Genomic DNA, 23,420 nt, shown 5'->3' on the forward strand with positions numbered 1-23,420 from the left:
CGCGAACTGCACGAGCCGCTCAAGGCTCGACTGGAGCAGGGTCGCGATCGCCTGCTGGAGATCCACTCCAGCGGTGGTGCCGCCGCCCAGCAGCTGGTCGACAAGCTGGCCGCCGAAGATGACGACACCGGCATGATCTCCTTCGCTCTCAAGATGTTCGACGAGATCGGCGTCAATCAGGATGACCGTGGCGAGAACGCGCTGGTGCTGACCCCCGGGGATCACATGCTGGTCTCCAGCTTCCCGGGCTTGCCGCAAGACGGCATGACCATCACCTTCGATCGCAACACTGCCCTGTCGCGGGATGACATGGCGCTGCTCTCCTGGGATCACCCCATGATGCGCGGCGGTATCGACCTGATCCTGGGCTCCGAGATCGGTGCCACCTCGGTCGCACTGCTCAAGAACAAGGCACTGCCCATCGGCTCCATCCTGCTTGAGCTGATCTTCGTTGCCGAGTCTGCGGCCCATCCCCAGCTCTACCGCTTCATGCCGCCGACGCCGATCCGTCTGCTGATGGACAAGAACGGCCAGAATCTGGGTGAGAAAGTGGCGTTCGATGCCTTCAACCGCCAGCTGACGCCGGTCAATCGCCACCTCGGCAGCAAGCTCGTGACTGCATCCCAACCGGTGATCCACGGTCTGATTGGCAAGGGCCAGGCCATTGCCGAAGAGCTGAAAGCCGGGATTGTCGACAAGGCCCGCACCCAGATGGCGCAGACCCTGCAGCAGGATCTGGATCGTCTGGAAGCGCTCAAGGCAGTCAACCCGAACGTGCGCGACAGCGAACTGGATTATCTGCGCAATCTGCAGGCAGAATTGCACCACCTGATCGATCAGACCCAACTCAAGCTGGATGCCATCCGCTTTATCGTGGTCACCCATAACTGACAAGGTACCGACCGACAGCGGCCAGACCCAGCTCAAACTGGATACCCAAGGCCGCTTTGTCGTGGTTACCCATAACTGATGGGGGCTTGCCCCCACCTTCTGATGCGAGACATTTATGTTTGAATACTCACCGCCTCTGGAACCCTGGCTCGATATCCTGTTCAAGGACAAGGACATCATGGTGGTCAACAAGCCCACTGGCCTGCTAAGCGTCCCCGGGCGCGGCCCCGAGAATGAAGACAGCGTCCTGCATCGGGTGAAACAACAGCACCCCAAGGCGGCGGCAGCTCATCGCCTCGACATGTCCACCACTGGCGTCATCGTCATTCCTCTCAATCCCAACTCTCATCGGGAGCTGAGTCGGCAATTTCGCGAGCGGGAGACCGAGAAGCACTACCTCGCCTGGGTGTGGGGTGAGCCGGAGGCAGAGTCGGGTCAGGTAGATCTACCGCTCTGCGTCGACTGGCCCAACCGCCCGAAACAAAAAGTTGACCACGAAGAGGGGCGTCACGCCCTGACCCTGTGGCAGAAACTGAAGGTGGAGAACGGCAACAGCCTGATCAAGCTGACCCCCATCACAGGTCGCTCGCACCAGTTGCGCGTCCATATGCTGGAGCTGGGGCACCCGATCCTGGGTGACAACCTCTACGCCCATCCGGATGCGCTGGCGGCGGCGCCCCATCTCTACCTGCATGCGGCCATGCTGACCATCAGCCACCCCCGTAGTGGCGAGCGGATGACCTTCGAGGCGCCGGCTCCTTTCCCGGTCTGATCCCGCAAATCGCAGAGATAAAAAAGCCCCCATCGCGAGATGGGGGCTTTTTCATTAGGGTCAGACGCGAATATCGATCTTGCTTCCCAGAGAAGCGCTGGCCGATGTCGGTGCAACCGGCGCTGATTGCGCTGCGTTTTGCAGCAGCTTCAGCGCAGCTTCGCCCTCTTGGGTCTGCTGTTTCTTGGCCAGACTGGCCGTCATCAGAGCAGAACCAAACGACGCATTTGCAGAACTTGATATATCCATAGGGTTCCTCCTGCACTCAACAGTATCGACCAAGCGGCCCCGAACATAAGCACTGAATGCAAAACAATCTGAAAGTCGCTTTTCTATCAATCAGATAGCAATAGCATTCATGGTCCCTGTTCACCGCTGGATGACGCCTTCAAGCTCCTGTGCCGTCATCGCCCGAAGCACCTTGCAAGGGTTGCCAGCCGCCACCACGTTAGCGGGCACATCTTTGGTCACCACCGAGCCTGCGCCTATAACGCTGTTGTCACCGATAGTAACGCCGGGGCAGATGACGACGCTGCCGCCAATCCAGACGTTGTGACCGACCCGCACCGGCTTGCCGAACTCGACCCCCCTGATGCGTGGCGCCACCGCCACCGGGTGAGCGGCGGTGTAGATCTGCACCCCGGGCGCCAGCAGCACGTTGTCGCCGATGTGCACCTGGCAGACGTCGAGGATGGTGCAGCCCACGTTGGCGTAGAAGTTCTCGCCGACGAAGATGTTGGCACCATAGTCGCAGAAGAATGGCGGATTGATGGCACACTCCTGGCCGCGGCCACCGAGCAGCTCGTGCAGCAAAGCATCCCGCGCTGGTTTCTCCTGCCAGCTGGTGTTGAAGGTGTGATAGAGCCGGCGGCAGCGCTCGCGCGCCGCTTTGAGCTCGGGGTCAGCCGCATCATAAGGCTCCCCCGCCACCATCTTCTGCCACTCGGTACCGCGCACCACCTTCTCCATTACCTACTCCATCAGCCAGATCAGGGATTCATAAGGGCGCAGCATACCCGATTGCGGTTGGGCCGGGCTATCGGGGTAGTTGCCGAGCAGCAGCCGACCTTGCCCGCTTTGCAGCTCGGCAGGCAAGGCAAACTCCACCGGCTCGCCGTAGAAGTTGCTCACCACCAGCAGGGTCTGACCGTTGGCACGGCGGGCATAGGCCCAGATCTGCGGGTGCCCCGTCAACAGCTCCTGATAATCCCCCTGAGTGAAGATGGGGTGCGCCTTGCGAAGGGCGATGAGATCCCGATAGTGCCAGAACACCGAGTGCTGGTCGGCCAGCGCCGCCTCGGCATTGATCTCGGGATAGTTGGCGGCAGGCTTGAGCCAGGGCGTCCCTTGGGTGAAACCGGCGTTGGGGGCGGAGCTCCACTGCATCGGGGTGCGCGAGTTGTCGCGGGACTTGGCACCGAGAATGGCAAGGATCTCGGCCTCACTCATCCCTTCCACCTGCTTGATGGCGAAGATGTTGCGACTTTCCACATCCTGATAGTCGTTGATGTGCTGATAGCCGGGGTTGGTCATGCCGATCTCCTCCCCCTGATAGATGTAGGGGGTGCCTTGCAGGCCGTGCAGCGTGCTGGCCAGCATCTTGGCGGCCACGACCCTATGCTCACCCTCATCGCCAAAACGGGAGACGATGCGCGGCTGATCGTGGTTGCACCAGAACAGCGCCGACCACCCCTTGCCGTGCATACCGCTCTGCCAGTGGTTGAAGATGCGCTTGAGTTCGAGGAAGTCGAACGGCGCCTTGGTCCACTTGTCGCCGTTGGGGTAATCCACCTTCAGATGGTGGAAGTTGAACACCATGGAGAGCTCGGAGCAGTCCAGCGCGCCATAGCGCTGGCAGTGCTCCAGCGAAGTAGAGGACATCTCCCCCACCGTCATGGCCCCCACCGGAGCAAACACGTCGCGGCTCACATCCTGCAGGAATTCGTGGATGCGCGGCCCGTCGGTGTAGAAACGGCGGCCATCGCCTATCTCGTCGTTGGGGAACGCCTGATCCTTGGAAATAAGGTTGATGACGTCGAGGCGGAAACCGTCCACCCCCTTCTTGGCCCAGAAGTGGATGATCTTTTTCACCTCGGCGCGCACCGCCGGATTTTCCCAGTTGAGATCCGCCTGCTCGCGGGCAAACAGGTGCAGGTAGTACTGACCGGTGGCGGGATCCAGCTCCCAGGCGCTGCCACCAAACTTGGATTGCCAGTTGTTGGGTACGCCGCCATCCACCGGATCGCGCCAGATGTAGTAGTCGCGGTAGGGGCTGTTTTTATCCCCCAGCGCCGACTTGAACCAGGCGTGCTCGGTGGAGGTGTGGTTGACCACGATATCCATCACGATGCGGATATCGCGCGCGTGGGCGGCGGCCAGCAGCGCCTCGAAGTCAGCCATGGTGCCGTAGGCGGGGTCGATGGCAAGGTAGTCGGCGATGTCGTAGCCGTTGTCTACCTGCGGGGAGACGTAAACCGGGGTCAGCCAGAGGGCGTCAACGCCCAGGGTCTTGAGATAGTCGAGGCGGGCCATGATCCCCTTGAGATCGCCGGTGCCACGGGCAGCGGAATCCTGAAAGCTCTTGGGGTAAATCTGGTAAATCACGGCACTCTGCCACCAGGGTGTTTGGCTCATGGGTCTTTCTCTTGTCTCGAATAGAAAATGGAGAGGGCGACCCACGGGTCGCCCTGATAATCAGTGTCAGGCGCTGGCTTGGGCCAACTTGCCAGCGGCTTGCTGGCGCTTGTAGACCAGCAGGGTCAGCACCACCGGCACCACGATGGCGACCAGCATGGCGATGGCAAACACCGCCCAGTATTGCGGCTGGATGGAGAGGATGCCCGGCAGGCCGCCCACCCCGATGCCGTTGGCCATCACTCCGGCGAAACCGCAGATAAGGGCCGCAAGGCTGGACCCAACCATGGCGCACAGCATGGGGAACTTGTACTTGAGGTTGACACCGTACATCGCCGGTTCGGTCACCCCGAGGTAGGCGGAGATGGCAGCAGGTACCGAGATCTCCCGCTCGTTCTCCTTGCGGCTAATCAGAATGATGCCGACGACCGCAGAAGCCTGGGCGATGTTGGAGAGGGCGATCAGCGGCCAAATCGGGGTGCCACCCATGCTCTGCATTAGCTGCAGATCCACTGCGTTGGTGGTGTGGTGAATACCGGTAATAACCAGCGGTGCGTAGAGGAAACCGAACAGGGCCGCGCCGATGGGAGCGAAGGAGCCGGTCATGGCAGCCTTGGCAGCGAAACCGACGCCATCACCAATCCAGCGACCGAACGGGCCGATAAAGGCGTGGGCCACGATCACTGCCAGCAGCAGCGAGACAAACGGCACAATCACCAGATAGAGGTAAGCCGGAATGATCCGCTTGAGGTTGGTCTCAACCCAGGCGAGGAAGACACCCGCCAGCAGCGCCGGAATGACCTGGGCCTGATAACCCACCTTCTGGATCACGAACAGGCCGAAGTCCCACACCTCCGGGGTCTGCTGACCGATGCCGTAGGCGTTCATCAACTGCGGCGACACCAGCGTGATACCGAGCACGATACCCAAGATCTCGGAGCCGCCCATCTTCTTCACTGCAGACCAGCAGACACCTACCGGCAGGAAGTGGAAAATCGCCTCGCCCAGCAGCCAGAGGAAGGCGTGTACCTGAGCCCAGAACTGGCTGATCTCGGTGAGGGTGTGAGTGCCATCGTCAAACATCTTGATGTCGCCGATGACGTTGCGAAAGCCCAGGATCAGACCGCCGGTGATGATGGCGGGCAGCAACGGAACGAAGATCTCCGCCAGATGGGAGATGCCCCGCTCCAGCGGATTCATGTTCTGGCGAGCCGCCTGCTTGGCGGTCTCCTTGCTGCCACCGCTGACGCCGAGCTGCTCGGTCAGCGCCTTGTACCACTGCTCTACCTCATTACCGATCACCACCTGGAACTGACCGCCCTGGGTGAAGCTTCCCTTCACTGCCGGAATGGTTTCGATGGCCTTGCTGTCGGCCTTGGCCGGATCGTTCAGGACGAAGCGCAACCGGGTCAGGCAGTGGCTGACGGTGGCGATGTTCTCCTTGCCGCCGATCTTGTCGATCAGGGTGGCAAGCTGCTGTGCGTTGATCTTGGACATGGGTCTTCCCTCTGTGACGCCATTGAATAGTGGTCTGTATCGCCATTTTGAGCCAGTCTGTCAGCCGGAGCGTTTTTGGTATCGTTCCCATTTAGCATGCCGACAATCTGGCCAGATCGAAATGGGAACGTTCCCAATTCGTGGCCAGCGTCACAAAAAGCACACTTTTTGTTCAGTCCGAAGTGATGGGGCTCACAGGGTTCGGCAGGGGGCGATTGTCACCAGCGGAGGCCGATCCTGCTCAATCTGGCCGAGCAGCTGACGCGCCGCCTGCTCCCCCGCCCCTTTGTAACCAAGATCGAGACTGAGGGCGTTGGGGAAGAGGAAACTGAGCATGGGGTTGTTGCCAAGGCCGGTCACCAGTACCTCGCTACGCCCTTGTTCTTGCAGGTATTTTGCCGCACCGATGGCGAGGGTGTCGCTGGCGCAGACCAACGCCTGGGTGGAGGGGGTAAGCAGCTCGGCCGCCAGCCGGTAGCCGCTCTGCAGGCTGAGATCGCCGAGGGCGGTGCGCGGGCGCAACCCCTGCTCTGCGCAGTAAGCGAGATAAGCATCTAGGCGGCGCTGGCCGGTGGTGAGATCCGAGGTATCCACCCCCAGATAGGCGATGTCGCGGGCGCCACGGCTTGCCAGCTGCGCCAGCATGGTGCGCACCGCACCGGCGTCGTCGAAGCAGACCGAGGAGAAACCGGGATATTCACGAGCGACCAGCACCAGCTTCTCTTTCAGCGGCGCCATGGCGGCATAGTCCAAGTTATTGAAGGCGAACAGGATAATGCCATCCACCCCGCGCCGCTCCAGCACCGCCAGATGCTCCTGTACCTTGGCGGGGGAGAACTTGCTCTCCATCAGCACAGCATCGTAGCCGCGCTGATAGAGGGTCTCCAGCATGCCGCGCACCGCCTGATTCTCCGAGCTGGAGTCGAGCCGCGAGACGATGATCCCCACCACCTGCTGGCTCTGGCTGCGCATGGCCCGCGCCGATTTGCTCGGCACGAAGCCGTGCTCGGCGATGACCTGCTCCACCCGCTCGCGGGTCTCCTGCTTCACCTTGGGATCCTGGTTGAGCACTCGGGAGACGGTCGACTTGCCGACGCCACTCAGTCTGGCGATATCGAGGATGGTCAGTTTCTTGTCCATGAATTGGCTCACAGGAGGCTAGGCGGTGGAATTGCCCACATTGTTGTGATTAACCCCTGTGAATACAAGCCCATGGCGTTAGAATGCCCTTTTTGCCCCGCCGTCAGGGTGTGTGGGCACAGCACAGGATGCCCATCATGGATCTGCTGGCCAGTCTGCTCTTCTCCCTCTCCATCACAGGCCCCATCTGCGTGGTGCTGCTGCTCGGCATCTTGCTCAAGCGGCTGGGGCTGTTGCCGGATCCCTTTACCGAATCCGCCTCGCGACTGGTGTTTCAGGTCACCCTGCCCGCTCTGCTCTTTCTCAGTATTCTGGGTACCAACTTCGCCACCATGCCGAGCCTCTGGTTTATCGGCTATGGCCTGCTCGCCACCGTTATCAGCTATCTGGTGCTGGAGCTGCTGGCCGGACGTTTTATCGGGGAGCAGCGACTGCGCGGCATCTTCGTGCAGGGGAGCTTTCGCGGCAACAGCGCCATTATCGGGCTCGCCTATGTGCAAAACGCCTATGGCCACGAAGGGTTGGGGGCGGCGGCCTTCTATGTCGGCGCTGTGACCGTGCTCTACAACATTCTCGCGGTGATCACCCTCACCCGCAGTCTCGGCGGCGCCACCGGCATTCGCCCCATCCTGCTCGGCATCATCAAGAATCCCCTGATCATCGCCATTGTGGCGGCGCTGCCCTTTACCCTGCTCGGTATCAAGATGCCGCAACTGCTGCTCACCACCGGCAGCTACTTCGCCAACATGACGTTGCCGCTGGCGCTGCTCTGCACCGGCGCCTCCCTCAGCCTGGATGCTCTGCGTGGTGGTGCAGCCATTGCGGGCTGGGCCAGCATCATGCGGCTCTGTCTCATTCCGGCTGCGTTCACTCTTGGGGCGGCCCTGCTCGGCTTCAGCCATCTGGAGCTGGGTATTCTGTTTCTCATCAGCGCCACCCCGACTGCCGCCGCCAGCTATGTGATGACCCGCGCCATGGGGGGCGACAGCGTGCTGGCCGCAAACATCATCGCCACCACCACCCTAGGTTCGCTGGTCACTACCAGCCTCGGGGCAACTCTGATGAACTACCTAGGGTTGATGTACTAACGGCTTGACCTTGCCGGAGGCGGCAGCTTTAGGCTGGCGCCCATCAACAGAGGAGATATTCCATGACCATCGAACTCACAGTGTCCGGCATGTCCTGTGGTGGCTGCGCCGCCAGTCTGCAAAAAGCCCTGCTGGCCCAGCCTGCAGTCACTACCGCGACCGTCGATTTCGCCAACAGCAAGGCCGTCATCGAGAGCGAGCTGAGCAAGGCCGAGCTGATCGCCCTGATCGAAGCCAAGGGTTTCTCTGCGAGTTAAATTATCTCCATAGAGGTATAAAACAGGTTAAAAATCTGTACTCACCTGTCTTTTGGTGAGTTTTATCACAGACCCAGGTTATTAAACGGGCAAACTTGCTGCGATTATTCCAACCATAAGGATTTGCAGCATGACCCTACCGATCCGCAAGACCCTGCTCGCCGCCGTCGTCGGCCTGACCCTCTCCCCCATGGCCATGGCCCTGCCCAACGTCCATATTCTGGCAACCGGCGGCACCATTGCCGGGGCAGGCCAGTCGGCTACCCAGTCCAACTACGAGGCTGGCAAGGTGGCCATCGAAACCCTGATCGCCGCGGTGCCCGAGATGAAAAACGTGGCCGATGTGCAGGGAGAGCAGGTGGTGAAGATCGGCTCCCAGGACATGAACGACGAGGTGTGGCTCAAGCTGGCCAAGCGGGTCAACGAGCTGCTGGCCAAGGATGACGTGGATGGCATCGTCATCACCCACGGCACCGACACCATGGAAGAGACCGCCTACTTCCTCAATCTGACCGTCAAGAGCGACAAGCCGGTGGTACTGGTTGGCGCCATGCGTCCCTCCACCGCCATGAGTGCCGATGGCCCGCTCAACCTCTACAACGCCGTGGTGACCGCCTCCGACCCCGCCTCCAAGGGCCGTGGCGTGATGGTGGCGATGAACGACACAGTGCTGGATGCCCGCGACGTCACCAAGACCAACACCACCGGGGTGCAAACCTTCGCCTCCCCCAACTTTGGCCCGCTCGGCTACATCCACAACGGCAAGATCGACTATCAGCGCAGTCCGGCTCGCCTGCACACCAGCAAGACCCCGTTTGATGTGAGCAAGCTCGACAAGCTGCCACAGGTCGGCATCGTCTACAGCTACGCCAACGCCACCGATCTGCCGGCCAAGGCGATGGTGGATGCCAAGTTCGACGGCATCGTCAGCGCCGGGGTGGGCAACGGCAACCTCTACCACACCCTGTTCGACACCCTGGCTAAGGCGAGCAAGGACGGCATCCGGGTAGTGCGCTCCGCCCGCGTACCGACCGGCTCCACCACTCTGGATGCCGAGATCGATGATGCCAAGTACGGCTTCGTCGCCGCCGAGACCCTCAACCCGCAGAAGGCGCGGGTGCTGCTGATGCTCTCCCTGACCCAGAGCAAGGATCCGGCCCAGATCCAGCGCTGGTTCCAGCAGTTCTGATAACGGTTGTCTGACAAGTGATAAGCAAGGGCGGGACTTCCCGCCCTTTTCACTCCTGCAATGCTGCCTCGCCCATTACGCCGTTTGGCGGGGTCGTCCCTCTCTTTTCCGGCCATCTTTTTCAGCCATCGCAAAGCGCTGTCATCAAATTAGCGAGCCGGATCACCCGCTTTCACAAGCGCATCGCCGCCAAATTCATTACACTGCCAGCGATCTTATCCACTCAAGGAGTGCTGTTGCTGTATGGAAATATTGATCCTGCTGGGATTGATTTTGCTTAATGGCGTCTTCGCCATGTCAGAAATCGCCATCGTCACCGCACGCAAGGCTCGCCTCGGCAAGCTTGCCTCTGAAGGCAACCGCTCCGCCGCCATTGCCCTCAAACTGGGCGAAGACCCGACCCATTTTCTCTCTGCCGTCCAGATCGGCATTACCAGCATAGGTCTGCTCAACGGTATCTACGGCGAATCCCTGCTGGCCCAGCCCTTCTCCCTCTGGTTGCAGGAGTGGGGACTCCCGGCCAAGAGCAGTGGCCTGATCGCCACCGTCATCGTGGTGGTGGTGGTTACTTACCTCTCCATCGTGGTGGGGGAGCTGGTGCCCAAGCGGCTCGGCCAGCTCAATGCCGAACGCATCGCCTGTCTGGTTGCCCGCCCCATGCACTGGCTCGCCACCCTGACCCGCCCCTTCGTCTGGCTGCTGTCGGCCTCCACCAATGCCAGCCTGCGGCTGCTGCGGGTCAACCAGAACGGCAGCGCCAACGTCACCGAGGAGGAGATCCACGCCATGCTGGTGGAGGGATCGGAAGCTGGGGTAATCGAGGATCATGAACACACCATGCTGCGCAACGTCTTCCGTCTCGACGAGCGCAGCCTCTCCTCCCTGATGGTGCCGCGCAGCGATATCCGCTATCTGGATCTGGCGCTGCCGCTAGAGACCAACCTGCAGCGACTGGTGGAGTATCGCCACAGCTATTTTCCGGTCTGCGACGGCAACCTGTCAGAATTGGTGGGTATCATCAATGTCAGCAAGGTGCTGCACGCCTATATCAAGGGGGAGCCCATCGATCTGGCTGCCCTGACCCAGGAGGGCAGCCTGCTGCCCGAGACCCTCAACGGCGTCGAGCTGCTCAACCACTTCCGCACCCACAGCGAACAGATGGCGCTGGTGGTTGACGAATATGGCGAGCTGCAGGGACTGGTCACCCAGCAGGATCTGCTGGAAGCGCTGGCGGGGGATTTCCAGCAGGAGGATGGCAAGGACAACTGGGCCTTCCGGCGCGCCGACGGCAGCTGGCTGCTCGATGGCCTGATCCCGCTGCCGGAGTTGAAGGACTGTCTGGAGCTGGTTCGTCTGCCAGAAGAAGAAAAACATCACTATCACACCCTCGGAGGGCTTATCATGCTGCTCCTTGGTCGTGTTCCACAAACCGGAGACCTGGTGACACTGGAACAGTGGCAACTGGAAATTGTTGACATGGATGGCCTGCGCATCGACAAGGTGCTCGCCATGCCCTTGACCGATCAACCCAGCTAACCTGCGGAGTTTGCAAGTATGGAGCAGTTTTACCAACTGGCTCACGCCTTTATGAATCACGATCTGAACACACTTTCCGATCCCAAGATGGCCTTCATGATCTGTGGTGTGATTCTGACGTTTCTGGTACTGGAAAACGGATTCATCCCTACCGCCTTTCTCCCCGGTGACAGCCTGCTGATCCTCACCGGCGTGCTCATCTATCAGGATGTATTGTCTCTCGGGGTGATCCCGCTGTTGATCATGGCCACCTTTGTCGGTACCTGGCTCGGTTACATGCAGGGGCGCTTCCTTGGCCACACCCAGCTCTACCATCGGCTGATGTCCCACGTGGAAGAGCGACACCAGCAGAAGGTCTACCACCTGCTGGACAAGTACGGGATCATCACCCTGATCACCGCGCGCTATATCGCCTTCGTGCGCACCGCCTACCCCTATATAGTGGGTGCCACCGAACTGCCCCAGGGGCGCTTCCTCATCGTCAATCTGATCAGCTCCATCATGTGGATCTGCCCGCTGGTCGGGTTTGGCTACTACCTGAGCCACACCAAGTTGGCAGCCGAATACCAGACCCAGTTCTTCAATATCATCATCTATCTGCCGGTGGCCCTGCTGGTGGGTGGCATGGTGGCGCTGGTCTGGCGCTGGATCAGCAAACGCAGGGCTGCGCAGCCGCGGGATTGACCCTCGCCCAACGCCCGACCCGAAAGCCCTCGCCAGAGGGCTTTTTTGATCGCCAATTTCGCGCAAATAGCAGAAATAGTCCCGCACCACCCTTGTAAAGCCGGGGTAAAAATGAGTGAATCTAGCGCCTTTTTTTTGGATGGGAACGGAGTCGGTTGTATGTGGTGTCGGATTCGCGCAGCAGCGCTGGTTGTCGGGTTGATGGGAATGCTGGGATTGCCTGCGGTCAGCGCGGCACCCAACCCTGCCAAACTGGAAGTACGCTCGAGCAGCGCCCTGGTCGTGGATGTAAAAACGGGCAAGACGCTCTACCAGAAGAATGCCACCAAGGTGCGTCCCATCGCCTCCCTCACCAAGCTGATGACAGCGCTGGTGGTGCTGGATGCCAAGCAGAATCTCAACCAGACCATCACGGTCGACAAGAACGATCTGGATCGGGTCAAACACACCCACTCCCGCATCCGCATGGGCACCAAGGTGACCCGCCGCGACGCCCTGCATCTGGCGCTGATGTCCTCCGAAAACCGGATGGCCTCGGCACTGGCGCGTCACTATCCGGGCGGTCGCAGCGCCTTCGTGCGAGCCATGAACAACAAGGCCAGACAGCTGGGTATGCGTAATACCCACTTCTACGACTCCACCGGCCTCTCCACCCGCAACGTCTCCACCGCCCAGGATCTCGGCAAGCTGGCCGCCGCCGCCTATCGTCAGCCGTTGATCCGCCAGTTCACTCAGGATGAGAACCGGGAGATGCGCTTCAGCGCCCCCGCCTACAGCCTGATGTTCAACAACACCAACCCGCTGGTGAAAAACCCGGATTGGGACGTGCGCCTCTCCAAGACCGGCTTCACTGACGAAGCGGGGCGCTGTCTGGTGATGCGCGCCAAACCGGACAGCCGCGAGCTCGCCATCGTGCTGCTCAACTCGGTGGGCAAGCGCACCCCCATCGGCGATGCCAACCGAATTCGCAAATGGCTGAAAAGCTGAGTAAATATCTCAACACAAAAGGATGCTGCGGCATCCTTTTTTATTGCCCGCAGAACGCCTCTGCAGGCCTTGCAGGATGTCGGTTAGCAAACACAGGGGGATGAGCGGCGTGGCATCTGCCGTTGCAACAGCAGGCATACAGCGCGCCTATAGATGAGGCAAAGGGTGGCAAGGGGTTGCACCGTTCAGAAGATCGCGACGCAATAACAGAAGGGGGTCTGAAAGAGGACAAGAACAGACTGGAAGGCCATCCAGCCGCTATAACGCGAACACGAATCTGTACCAAAAAGCTAAATGTCGCCCATAAAAAAACAGCCCCGACCGAAGTCGAGGCTGTCTATATGGTGCGCCCGAGAGGATTCGAACCTCTGACCACCTGGTTCGTAGCCAGGTACTCTATCCAGCTGAGCTACGGGCGCTCATAAACTTTTGGTACTGCTTTAAATATGGTGCGCCCGAGAGGATTCGAACCTCTGACCACCTGGTTCGTAGCCAGGTACTCTATCCAGCTGAGCTACGGGCGCTCATAAACTTTTGGTACTGCTTTAAATATGGTGCGCCCGAGAGGATTCGAACCTCTGACCACCTGGTTCGTAGCCAGGTACTCTATCCAGCTGAGCTACGGGCGCTCACAAACTTTTGTGTACTGCTTAAAAAATGGTGCGCCCGAGAGGATTCGAACCTCTGACCACCTGGTTCGTAGCCAGGTACTCTATCCAGCTGAGCTACGGGCGCCCTGTTTTAAAACGATAAAAAAAGCTTACTTATCAGTAAGCCTTTTCCAAAGTGTCGACTTGCTGATGGTCAACACATGACTCTTGCTTGAGTCGTAATATGGTGCGCCCGAGAGGATTCGAACCTCTGACCACCTGGTTCGTAGCCAGGTACTCTATCCAGCTGAGCTACGGGCGCAATGGCGGAGAAGGGGGGATTCGAACCCCCGATGCGGGTATAAGCCGCATACTCCCTTAGCAGGGGAGCGCCTTCAGCCTCTCGGCCACCTCTCCGTTTGCGGGGCTGATAATACTTCACAGGGATTTTTAGTCAAACACTTTTTTGGATAAAAAAGTGCGTTCGCTCAGCATTTGGTCAAAGCGTGGAATATTCAAACAATATCGGCACTTATCCCGCAGTTTCGCGCCCTGCAGGGCGATTTCAGGGGGCCGGAAAAACAAAAGGCGACACATGAGGTGTCGCCTTGTCACAGCCATGAAAGTGGCTTAGAAGCCCGGTTGGCCCGGAACTTTCTCGGCCTGGATGCGCTGGTAGATCTCTTCGCGGTGTACGGAGACCTCTTTCGGCGCGTTAACACCGATACGGACCTGGTTGCCTTTAACGCCCAGTACGGTGACAGTCACTTCATCACCAATCATCAGGGTTTCCCCAACACGACGAGTCAAAATAAGCATTCGCTTGCTCCTGTATCCTGTTTTGTTTTTATATCGATATGCGACATTATCTAACAAAGATACCGATATGGTAAATGGTTGAAACTAAATCAATCAGAGATTGTTAGCCCAAGGGCTGCTCTTGCGGTGCCTGATCCAACCCGAAAGCCGCGTGCAGGGCTCGCACCGCCAGCTCCAGATACTTCTCGTCAATCACCACAGAGATTTTGATTTCAGAGGTCGAGATCAACTGCATGTTGATCCCCTCCTCGCCCAATACCTTGAACATGGTGCGCGCAACACCGGGATGGTTCCACATGCCGACACCGACAATGGAAACCTTGGCAATTTCGCCATTTCCCTGCACGCAGGAGGCGCCAAGTTCAGTAGCTGTCTCCTCCAGCAGTGCCCGGGCGCGGCGATAGTCATCACGATTCACCGTGAAGGTGAAGTCGGCGGTGCCATCTCCCAGGGTGTTCTGCACAATCATGTCGACATCAATGTTGGCGTCGCTGATCGGATTCAGGATCTGCGCGGCAACGGTTGGTCTGTCCGGCACGCCCAGAATGGTCAGGCTGGCCTCGTTGCGGTTAAAAGCGATCCCGGATACCAGGGGAGCTTCCATCCTATCACCTCCATATGTGATTAAGGTTCCCTCTCCATCGATAAAGCTCGACAGCACCCGCAGCGGGACGCGGTACTTGCCCGCAAACTCCACCGAGCGGATCTGCAGCACCTTGGCGCCGAGACTTGCCATCTCCAGCATCTCCTCGAAGGTGATGGTGTCGAGACGACGCGCCTTGGGCTCGATGCGCGGATCCGTGGTGTATACCCCATCCACATCGGTAAAGATCTGGCACTCATCGGCCTTGATGGCCGCCGCCACGGCAACCGCCGTGGTATCCGAACCGCCGCGGCCCAGGGTCGTGATGGCGTTATGCTCGTCACGGCCCTGGAAACCGGCGATCACCACCACCTTGCCCGCAGCCAGTTCGGCATGAACCAGCTCGGTGTCGATGTGGGTGATGCGCGCCTTGCCATAGGCGGAATCGGTGTGAATCCGTACCTGATCACCGGTCATTGAGACCGCAGGACAACCGCGTTTGTTCAACGCGATCGCCAGCAGCGCTATGGTGACCTGCTCACCGGTGGAGACCAGTACATCCATCTCCCGCCGGTTGGCATCAGGATCCAGCTGCTGGGCCATGCCCAGCAGCCGGTTGGTTTCGCCCGACATGGCGGAGACAACCACCACCACGTCGTGTCCCTGGGCGCGGGTCTGCTCGACCCGCTCAGCTACCGCCTCGATCCGCTCCAGTGTGCCGACCGAGGTGCCGCCGTACTTCTGTACATAGAGTGCCACAGATCACCTCGCCCGATTACAGGCGCTCTTCCAGCCAGGAGTGAACGGATTGCAGCGCTGCCGGCACCGCCTCAGGCTGGGTACCACCCGCCTGTGCCATGTCCGGACGGCCACCGCCCTTGCCACCCACCTGCTGGGCAACCAGATTGACCAGCTCACCGGCCTTGACCTTGCCGGTCAGGTCGTTGGTGACGCCCGCGATCAGGTTGACCTTGCCATCGGCACAGGTGGCCAGCAGCACAACACCGGACTTCATCTGGTTCTTCAGCTCGTCCAGCATGCCGCGCAGGGATTTCGGATCGGCCCCTTCCAGCGCTGCAACCAGCACCTTCTGACCGTTGATCTCGATCACCTGACCCAGCAGATCGTTACCGGCCTGAGCGGCCAGCTTGGCCTTGAGCTGCTCCAGCTCGCGCTCCATCATCTTGGCCTTGTCCAGCATCTGGCGAACCTTGTCGGCGATGCAGAACTGGTCACCTTTCACCAGAGCGGCAGCCTCTTCGATCTGCTCGCCAACCTGATGCATGAAGTCGATGGCCGCTTTGCCGGTGACCGCTTCGATACGGCGCACGCCAGCTGCGATACCGCTCTCGGCGATGATCTTGAAGAAGCCGATATCACCGGTGCGCTTGGCATGAGTACCGCCACACAGCTCGGTGGAGTAGTCGCCCATGCGCACCACGCGCACGTCGTCTTCATATTTTTCACCAAACAGCGCCATGGCACCGGCGGACTTGGCCGCTTCCAGATCCATCAGCTGGGTGGTGATTTCGTGGTTGGCGCGGATCTGGTTGTTGACCAGCTCCTCGACCCGGCGAATGGTCGCCATAGTCAGCCCCTCGAAGTGGGAGAAGTCGAAACGCATGCGCTCGGCTCCAACCAGAGAACCTTTCTGGGTGACGTGCTCGCCCAGAGCCTGACGCAGAGCTGCGTGCAGCAGGTGAGTCACGGAGTGGTTCAGGGCGATGGCCTGACGACGGTCAGCATCCACCACGGCCTCGACCTCGGCCCCTTTCTCCAGGGTGCCCAGCTCCATGTAGCCCTTGTGGATGATCGCCTTGCCCGCTTTCAGGGTGTCGGTCACGGCAAAGATGCCGTCGTCCACTTTCAGGGTACCGCTGTCGCCAATCTGGCCGCCGGACTCGGCGTAGAAGGGGGTCTCCTCCAGCACGATGACCGCTTCGTCACCGGCAATAAGACCGCTCACCTCTTCCACACCCTTGTAGATACCGACCACGCGAGTGCGCTCGCTCAGGGTCTTGTAACCGGTGAAGGGGGTCTCGAAGTCGAGCTTGAGCATCTCGTTGTAGTTCACGCCGAAGCTGGACGCTTCCTTGGCACGAGCACGCTGCTTCTCCATCTCGGCCTTGAAGCCCTCTTCGTCGATGCCGATCTCGCGCTCGCGCACCACGTCGGCAGTCAGGTCAGCTGGGAAGCCGTAAGTATCATAGAGCTTGAACACCACTTCGCCCGGAATAACCTTGGCATCGCCCAGGTTGGCCAGAGCGTCTTCCAGCAGCAGCAGACCGCGATCCAGAGTGCGGACGAACTGCTCCTCTTCAATGCGCAGCACGCGCTCGACCAGCGGCAGCTGGGCGATCAGCTCGGCAGCGACATCCTTCATCTGCACTGCCAGCTCGGCAGCCAGTTTGTAGAAGAAGACATCGGTAGCGCCCAGCTTGCGACCGTGACGCACGGCGCGGCGGATGATGCGGCGCAGCACATAGCCACGACCTTCGTTGGACGGCATCACGCCATCTGCCACCAGGAAGGCGCAGGAGCGGATGTGGTCAGCGATGACGCGCAGGGACTGGTTGCTCAGATCGGTGGTGCCAACAATCTCGGCCGCTTTCTTGATCAGCGCCTGGAAGATGTCGATTTCGTAGTTGGAGTGGACACCCTGCATGATGGCGGAGATACGCTCCAGACCCATGCCGGTATCCACGGACGGACGCGGCAGCGGCTCCATGGTGCCGTCAGCCTGACGGTTGAACTGCATGAACACCACGTTCCAGATCTCGATGAAACGGTCGCCATCCTCTTCCGGTGAGCCGGGACGGCCACCCCAGATGTGATCGCCGTGGTCATAGAAGATCTCGGTGCAGGGACCGCACGGGCCGGTATCGCCCATGGCCCAGAAGTTGTCGGAAGCGTAAGGGGCACCCTTGTTGTCACCGATGCGGACGATGCGATCGGCCGGGACACCGACCTCTTTTTCCCAGATATCAAAAGCTTCATCGTCAGTCGCGTAGACGGTCACCAGCAGGCGATCTTTCGGCAGCTGCAGCACCTCGGTCAGGAAACCCCATGCAAACTTGATGGCATCCTGCTTGAAGTAGTCACCGAAGCTGAAGTTGCCCAGCATTTCAAAGAAGGTGTGGTGACGAGCGGTATAGCCGACGTTTTCCAGATCGTTGTGCTTACCACCGGCACGCACGCAACGCTGGGAAGTCGTCGCGCGATTGTAGGCACGCTTGTCTGCGCCAAGGAACACATCCTTGAACTGGTTCATACCCGCGTTGGTAAACAACAGGGTCGGGTCGTTATGCGGTACCAGCGAGCTGGAGGAGACAACCTGGTGCCCCTGGGAACGGAAATACTCGAGAAACGCAGCGCGAATCTCTGACGTGGACATATACATGGAAAATCCTGCTTGATTCGAATACGGACTTTTAACCGCATTAATGTAAGTTTTCTGCGGGGTAAAGTAAAACGGACAGGGCCGCCACGGGCGAAAAAGCGCACATAAACGGGCCAGATAAGAGCGCCGCTGCCCACAATGGCTTTTTTCACTGTCGAGAGGCAAAAAAGCAGCGCATAAAGAGAGATGAGATGAACAAAAGGTCGCTTTTTCGGGATTGTGCGCGCAAGCTACTGTACGGACAGGAAAAACCTGCCACAAGGAGAGGTGAAACGACGTTTGCCACGCAGTGGCGTTACTCCTCCCGCTCCTGCAGGGCCGAGATAGCATAACGGGCCTGATCCTGGGTAAAGCCGCGCCCCAGCAGGTACTTGAGCCACTTCATCCGCAGCTTGAAATCCGCCAGATCGGCCACTCGGGCGCGCCGTTCGAGCAGGGCAAACGCCAGTTCGAACCAGTCCAGCTCCGGCTGATCGAATGCGGCATCAATCTGCATATCGTCGAGCCCCTTGCGGCGCAGATCGAAACGGATCTTAATGGGGCCATGGCCCTTGGCGGCACCGGCCCGTACAGCCATACCGCCGTAACGTTCGTCATTGACCCAGTTGTAACCGCGGCAGTAGTCGACCACCGCCTCGATCACCTCTTCATTGAAGCCCTGCTGGCGCAGCCGGTTGGCCAGCTCTGACTCGGCACTCTCGCGACGGGCCAGACTGCGCATGGCAAAGGCGCGGGCGGCGGTAAGCTGCTCTTCAAAGGTCGGCTCGGCAGGCTCGACCGGTTCGGTAACGGATTCATCAACCATCATAAATAACAAGGCCGGGTATCTACCCGGCCTTTGTTCCTTATTCGAACTCTTGTTCGCTTTCGGCATCGAACTCGTCTGCCTCAACCGGAGCAGCCTTGTCATCGACTGGCACGGCACCGGAGAGCAGCAGCTCGCGCAGGCGGGCTTCCACTTCACCAGCCATCACCTTGTTCTCGGCGAACAGCTTCATCACGTTGGCCTTGCCCTGACCGATCTTCTCGCCGTTGTAGCTGTACCAGGCACCGGCCTTGTCGATCAGCTTGTGCTTGACACCGAGATCCACCAGCTCGCCCTCTTTGGAGATACCAGCGCCGTAGAAGATCTGGAATTCAGCCTGCTTGAAGGGCGGGGCCACCTTGTTCTTGACCACTTTGACGCGGGTCTCGTTACCGACCACTTCGTCGCCTTCCTTGATGGCGCCGATACGACGGATATCCAGACGCACGGAGGCGTAAAACTTGAGCGCGTTACCACCGGTAGTGGTCTCCGGGCTACCGAACATGACGCCGATCTTCATCCGGATCTGGTTGATGAAGATGCACAGGCAGTTGGCGTTCTTGATATTGGCGGTCAGCTTGCGCAGCGCCTGGGACATCAGACGAGCCTGCAGGCCAACGTGGGAGTCACCCATCTCCCCTTCGATTTCCGCTTTCGGCGTCAGGGCCGCCACGGAGTCGACGATGATGACGTCAACCGCGTTGGAGCGAACCAGCATGTCGCAGATCTCCAGCGCCTGTTCGCCGGTATCCGGCTGGGAGATCAGCAGGTCGTCGACGTTGACGCCCAGCTTGGCAGCATAAATAGGATCCAGCGCGTGCTCCGCATCGACGAAGGCACAGGTTTTGCCTTTCTTCTGGGCTTCCGCGATCACCTGCAGGGTGAGGGTGGTTTTACCGGAAGATTCCGGGCCGTAGATCTCGACGATACGGCCACACGGCAGACCGCCAATGCCCAGCGCCACGTCCAGCGAGAGGGAACCGGTAGAGATGGCTTCGATATCCATGGTCTTGCTGTCGCCCAGACGCATGATGGAGCCTTTGCCGAACTGCTTTTCAATCTGACCCAGCGCAGCCGCCAGTGCCTTCTGTTTGTTCTGATCCATGCCAATCTCCGCTGGAAATCGTGAGTAAGAAGTGAAGTTGGGCCAAGTATACTGTCTATTCATACAGTATCAAGCCCAATTTATCTGAGCAGGGCCAACAGACCCGACAAGGCCTGTCTCACCGCCTGCTGGCGTACCTGCCGGCGATCCCCGTCGAAGCGGGCCAGCAGGGAGTGGTGACGGCCATTGCGGTCGGCCCAGGCGAACCAGACGGTGCCGACCGGCTTGCCTTCGGTGGCGCCGCCGGGGCCGGCGATGCCACTGATAGCAACGCTGATGGAGGCAGACGAGTGGGCCAGCGCGCCGCGGGCCATCTCCAGCACCACCGCTTCGCTCACCGCACCGTGCTGCTCAAGGCTCTCGCTGCTCACCCCCAACATCTGCTGCTTGGCTTCGTTGGTGTAAGTGACAAATCCGCGGTCGAACCAGCCGGAACTACCCGCGATGTCGGTGATGGCGCTGGCCACCCCACCGCCGGTACAGGATTCGGCGGTCGCCGCCAGCCAGCCCCGCTGGCCAAGGGCCCGTCCCAGCTCGATGGCAAGGTGCTCTATCTCTGCATCCAGTTTCATCACGACTCCTTCTGATCCGCTCAAGAGGCACATTATGCGATCCTGCTAGCGCCGCCCGCAACCACGGCAGACCGCCCTTGCCTGCCGCAATGTGAGGTGCCGCACCTGTGCCATGCCTTCAATAGCGCAGAACAACCGCGCCCGGAACACCCGCTCCCCCGTCGCGGCGCTTATGTGTAGAATGGCGCCATCAAGCTCAAGGCTCATCACCGCAGACACTGGCCCGCAGAGGCCCCTTCTGGAACAGAACATGACCGCACAACACCAAGCCAGCGGCGCCACAGGCTCCGCTCCCGGCGCAAATCTGAGCGCCCACACGCCCATGATGCAGCAGTACCTCGGCCTCAAGGCCGAGAACCCGGAGATCCTGCTGTTCTACCGGATGGGCGACTTCTACGAGCTGTTCTATGACGATGCCCGCAAGGCCTCCCAGCTGCTCGACATCTCCCTGACCAAGCGCGGCCAGTCGGCCGGCAGCCCCATCCCGATGGCGGGGGTGCCCTATCACGCCATCGAGGGCTATCTTGCCAAGCTGGTGCAGCTCGGCGAGTCAGCCGCCATCTGCGAACAGGTGGGGGATCCCGCCACCAGCAAGGGGCCGGTGGAGCGCAAGGTTATTCGCATCATCACCCCTGGGACCGTCTCCGACGAGGCGCTGCTCAGCGAGCGACAGGACAACCTGATCGCCGCCGTCTACCACGATGGCCGCCGCTTCGGCTATGGCACCATGGACATCGGCTCCGGCCGCTTCTTCATCAACCAGTTCGAGAAAGAAGAGACCCTGCTGGCAGAGCTGCAGCGCACCAATCCGGCCGAACTGCTCTATCCCGAATCGTTCGAGTTCCTGCACCATATCGAGGGTCGCCGCGGCCTGCGTCGTCGCCCGGAGTGGGAGTTCGAGCTGGGCACAGCTCGCAAGCTGCTCTGCCAGCAGTTCGGCACCCAGGATCTGGTGGGCTTTGGCGTCGACAAGAGCGAGACCGCCCTGTGCGCCGCTGGCTGCCTGATGCAGTACGTCAAAGATACCCAGCGCACCGCCCTGCCCCACATCCGCAACGTACGCCTTGAACAGCCAGATCATGCGGTCATCATGGATGCCGCCACCCGCCGCAATCTGGAGCTGACCCAGAATCTGGCCGGTGGCTATGAAAATACCCTGGCCGAGGTGCTGGATCGCACCGCTACCCCCATGGGCAGCCGCCTGCTCAAACGCTGGATCCACCAGCCGATCCGCGATCGGGTGATCCTGAAAGGTCGCCAGAGCACCATCAAGGAGCTCATCGAGCAGAACCTCTATGACGAGCTGGGCAACCTGCTGCGTCAGGTGGGGGATGTGGAGCGGGTGCTGGCGCGCCTCGCCCTGCGCTCGGCCCGCCCGCGCGACCTCACCCGCCTGCGTCAGGCCTTCGCCCAGTTGCCAGAGTTGCAACGCCTGCTGGCGGACAACGAACACGAAGCGGTGCAACAGCTGGCCGAGCGGGCCAGCACTTTCCCCGAGCTGCTCGACCTGCTGGAGCGCGCAGTGATGGAAGTGCCGCCGGTGCTGATCCGCGATGGTGGCGTCATCCGTGACGGCTTCAATCAGGAGCTGGACGAGCTGCGGGATCTCGCCAACGGCGCCACCGCCAGCCTCGCCCGCATCGAGGAGCGGGAGAAGCTGCTGACCGGCATCAACACCCTCAAGGTGGGCTACAACAAGGTGCACGGCTTCTATATCGAGGTGAGCCGGGCCAACAGCCATCTGGTGCCGGCCCACTACATCCGCCGCCAGACCCTCAAGAACAACGAACGCTACATCATCGATGAGCTGAAGAAGTACGAGGACAAGGTACTCACCGCCCAGTCCCAGGCGCTGGCGCTGGAGAAACGGCTCTACGAAGAGCTGCTCGATGCCCTGCTGCCCCACCTCGGCGATCTGCAGGATTCCGCCGCCGCACTGGCGGAGCTGGACGTGCTGGCCAACCTGGCCGAGCGGGCCGAGACCCTCGACTACCGCTGCCCGACCCTCATCGATGAGGCTCAGATCCTGATCGAAGCGGGCCGCCATCCGGTGGTGGAGCAGGTGATGACAGATCCCTTTATCGCCAACCCTATCCGGCTGGAGCGGGAGCGGCGGATGCTGATCATCACGGGTCCCAACATGGGCGGTAAATCGACCTATATGCGCCAGACCGCGCTGATCGTGCTGCTGGCCCATATCGGCGCCTTCGTGCCCGCCGACAGCGCCCGCATCGGCCCCATCGACCGTATCTTCACCCGCATCGGAGCGTCAGACGATCTCGCCTCCGGCCGCTCCACCTTTATGGTGGAGATGACCGAGACCGCCAACATCCTCAACAACGCCACCGCCCGCAGTCTGGTGCTGATGGACGAGATTGGCCGCGGCACCAGCACCTACGACGGCCTCTCGCTGGCGTGGGCCTGTGCCGAACAGCTGGCGAGCAAGATTGGCGCCTACACCCTGTTCGCCACCCACTACTTCGAGCTGACCCGGCTGCCCGAGCTGATGAGCGGGCTGGCCAACGTCCACCTCGATGCGGTGGAGCACGGCGACACCATCGCCTTTATGCACGCAGTGCAGGAAGGCGCGGCCAGCCGCTCCTACGGTCTGCAGGTGGCGGCGTTGGCCGGGGTGCCGAAATCGGTGATCCAGCAGGCCCGTCACAAACTGCATGAGCTGGAGAACGCCACTCCGGTCGCCGCCGGTGAAAGCCGCCCAGCCCCGGTGGCCCTCGCCTCGCAGCCTCATCCGGTGGTTGAAGAGCTGGAAGCGGTGCGCCCGGACGAATTGACCCCCCGTCAGGCCCTCGACCTGCTCTATCGCCTCAAGCAGCTGCTGTAAGCAGCTGCCGCCGCGCAAGCATGCAAAAG

General features: G+C 60.4%; 20 protein-coding genes and 6 tRNA genes (1 of these 26 cut by a window edge). 9 read left to right on the forward strand and 17 right to left on the reverse strand.

Features of this window, described 5'->3' with window-relative positions; genetic code table 11:
• Positions 1-891 carry the 3' end of an RNA polymerase-associated protein RapA gene (gene rapA, locus WBR25_RS18665; RefSeq protein WP_479748904.1) on the forward strand. Its footprint begins 1,977 nt before the window's first position, so only the last 891 of its 2,868 coding nucleotides appear in the window; the start codon falls outside the window, past its left edge; the stop codon is at positions 889-891.
• Positions 892-1,006: 115 nt separating this feature from the next.
• On the forward strand, positions 1,007-1,663 hold the full coding sequence (rluA, locus tag WBR25_RS18670) for a bifunctional tRNA pseudouridine(32) synthase/23S rRNA pseudouridine(746) synthase RluA (RefSeq protein WP_005343025.1): 657 nt from the start codon (positions 1,007-1,009) through the stop codon (positions 1,661-1,663).
• Positions 1,664-1,723: 60 nt separating this feature from the next.
• Here rluA and WBR25_RS18675 read toward each other — a convergent pair whose 3' ends face one another.
• From WBR25_RS18675 to treR, 5 genes are all read right to left on the reverse strand, one after another.
• The gene (locus WBR25_RS18675; protein WP_005336040.1) at positions 1,724-1,912 is read right to left on the reverse strand and encodes a hypothetical protein; all 189 of its coding nucleotides are present in this window, start codon (positions 1,910-1,912) and stop codon (positions 1,724-1,726) included.
• Positions 1,913-2,032: 120 nt separating this feature from the next.
• The gene (locus WBR25_RS18680; RefSeq protein ID WP_479748905.1) at positions 2,033-2,632 is read right to left on the reverse strand and encodes a sugar O-acetyltransferase; all 600 of its coding nucleotides are present in this window, start codon (positions 2,630-2,632) and stop codon (positions 2,033-2,035) included.
• Between the two features lie 3 nt (positions 2,633-2,635).
• A complete protein-coding gene (treC, locus tag WBR25_RS18685; RefSeq protein ID WP_479748907.1) occupies positions 2,636-4,297 on the reverse strand; it encodes an alpha,alpha-phosphotrehalase in 1,662 nt (553 codons plus the stop codon).
• A gap of 66 nt (positions 4,298-4,363) precedes the next feature.
• On the reverse strand, positions 4,364-5,794 hold the full coding sequence (treB, locus tag WBR25_RS18690; protein WP_236297607.1) for a PTS trehalose transporter subunit IIBC: 1,431 nt from the start codon (positions 5,792-5,794) through the stop codon (positions 4,364-4,366).
• 192 nt (positions 5,795-5,986) lie between these two features.
• Positions 5,987-6,934 (reverse strand): trehalose operon repressor TreR, encoded by a 948-nt coding sequence (gene treR, locus WBR25_RS18695; RefSeq protein ID WP_236358353.1) that lies wholly within the window; start codon positions 6,932-6,934, stop codon positions 5,987-5,989.
• Positions 6,935-7,071: 137 nt separating this feature from the next.
• Between treR and WBR25_RS18700 the strand changes: the two genes are divergently transcribed.
• The 6 genes from WBR25_RS18700 (at position 7,072) to pbpG (ending at position 12,675) form a co-directional block, all read left to right on the forward strand.
• Positions 7,072-8,022: an AEC family transporter gene (locus tag WBR25_RS18700; protein WP_005336047.1), complete on the forward strand. Its 951-nt coding sequence runs from the start codon at positions 7,072-7,074 to the stop codon at positions 8,020-8,022.
• Positions 8,023-8,084: 62 nt separating this feature from the next.
• Positions 8,085-8,279 carry a heavy-metal-associated domain-containing protein gene (locus tag WBR25_RS18705; protein ID WP_041210890.1) on the forward strand — a complete coding sequence of 65 codons (195 nt, stop codon included), beginning with the start codon at positions 8,085-8,087 and terminating at the stop codon, positions 8,277-8,279.
• A gap of 130 nt (positions 8,280-8,409) precedes the next feature.
• On the forward strand, positions 8,410-9,468 hold the full coding sequence (gene ansB / locus WBR25_RS18710; RefSeq protein WP_064338868.1) for an L-asparaginase 2: 1,059 nt from the start codon (positions 8,410-8,412) through the stop codon (positions 9,466-9,468).
• Between the two features lie 243 nt (positions 9,469-9,711).
• On the forward strand, positions 9,712-11,004 hold the full coding sequence (locus WBR25_RS18715) for a hemolysin family protein (RefSeq protein WP_479748910.1): 1,293 nt from the start codon (positions 9,712-9,714) through the stop codon (positions 11,002-11,004).
• A gap of 18 nt (positions 11,005-11,022) precedes the next feature.
• Positions 11,023-11,688: a DedA family protein gene (locus WBR25_RS18720; protein WP_005343012.1), complete on the forward strand. Its 666-nt coding sequence runs from the start codon at positions 11,023-11,025 to the stop codon at positions 11,686-11,688.
• A gap of 159 nt (positions 11,689-11,847) precedes the next feature.
• Positions 11,848-12,675 carry a D-alanyl-D-alanine endopeptidase gene (gene pbpG / locus WBR25_RS18725; RefSeq protein WP_005348750.1) on the forward strand — a complete coding sequence of 276 codons (828 nt, stop codon included), beginning with the start codon at positions 11,848-11,850 and terminating at the stop codon, positions 12,673-12,675.
• A 342-nt stretch (positions 12,676-13,017) separates the two neighbouring features.
• Here pbpG and WBR25_RS18730 read toward each other — a convergent pair.
• The 12 genes from WBR25_RS18730 to pncC form a co-directional block, all read right to left on the reverse strand.
• Positions 13,018-13,094, reverse strand: a tRNA-Arg gene (locus WBR25_RS18730).
• Positions 13,095-13,122: 28 nt separating this feature from the next.
• Positions 13,123-13,199: transfer RNA gene (locus WBR25_RS18735), tRNA-Arg, on the reverse strand.
• Positions 13,200-13,227: 28 nt separating this feature from the next.
• Positions 13,228-13,304, reverse strand: a tRNA-Arg gene (locus WBR25_RS18740).
• Between the two features lie 29 nt (positions 13,305-13,333).
• Positions 13,334-13,410: transfer RNA gene (locus tag WBR25_RS18745), tRNA-Arg, on the reverse strand.
• 100 nt (positions 13,411-13,510) lie between these two features.
• Positions 13,511-13,587, reverse strand: a tRNA-Arg gene (locus WBR25_RS18750).
• A 2-nt stretch (positions 13,588-13,589) separates the two neighbouring features.
• Positions 13,590-13,682 (reverse strand) — tRNA-Ser (locus tag WBR25_RS18755).
• Between the two features lie 213 nt (positions 13,683-13,895).
• Positions 13,896-14,084: a carbon storage regulator CsrA gene (csrA, locus tag WBR25_RS18760; RefSeq protein WP_005336053.1), complete on the reverse strand. Its 189-nt coding sequence runs from the start codon at positions 14,082-14,084 to the stop codon at positions 13,896-13,898.
• Between the two features lie 103 nt (positions 14,085-14,187).
• Entirely contained in the window at positions 14,188-15,426 is a 1,239-nt protein-coding gene (locus tag WBR25_RS18765) for an aspartate kinase (RefSeq protein ID WP_005336054.1), read from the reverse strand.
• A gap of 16 nt (positions 15,427-15,442) precedes the next feature.
• A complete protein-coding gene (gene alaS, locus WBR25_RS18770; protein ID WP_042033273.1) occupies positions 15,443-18,067 on the reverse strand; it encodes an alanine--tRNA ligase in 2,625 nt (874 codons plus the stop codon).
• Positions 18,068-18,362: 295 nt separating this feature from the next.
• Entirely contained in the window at positions 18,363-18,872 is a 510-nt protein-coding gene (locus WBR25_RS18775; protein WP_124928421.1) for a regulatory protein RecX, read from the reverse strand.
• Between the two features lie 40 nt (positions 18,873-18,912).
• On the reverse strand, positions 18,913-19,977 hold the full coding sequence (gene recA, locus WBR25_RS18780; protein ID WP_005348744.1) for a recombinase RecA: 1,065 nt from the start codon (positions 19,975-19,977) through the stop codon (positions 18,913-18,915).
• A gap of 80 nt (positions 19,978-20,057) precedes the next feature.
• Positions 20,058-20,549 (reverse strand): nicotinamide-nucleotide amidase, encoded by a 492-nt coding sequence (gene pncC / locus WBR25_RS18785; RefSeq protein ID WP_042052756.1) that lies wholly within the window; start codon positions 20,547-20,549, stop codon positions 20,058-20,060.
• 250 nt (positions 20,550-20,799) lie between these two features.
• On the opposite strand from pncC, the gene mutS reads away from it, so the two are divergent.
• The gene (mutS, locus tag WBR25_RS18790; protein WP_479748914.1) at positions 20,800-23,391 is read left to right on the forward strand and encodes a DNA mismatch repair protein MutS; all 2,592 of its coding nucleotides are present in this window, start codon (positions 20,800-20,802) and stop codon (positions 23,389-23,391) included.
• Positions 23,392-23,420: the final 29 nt, after the last annotated feature.

The sequence above is a fragment of the Aeromonas sp. MTB genome (genome assembly GCF_056632455.1).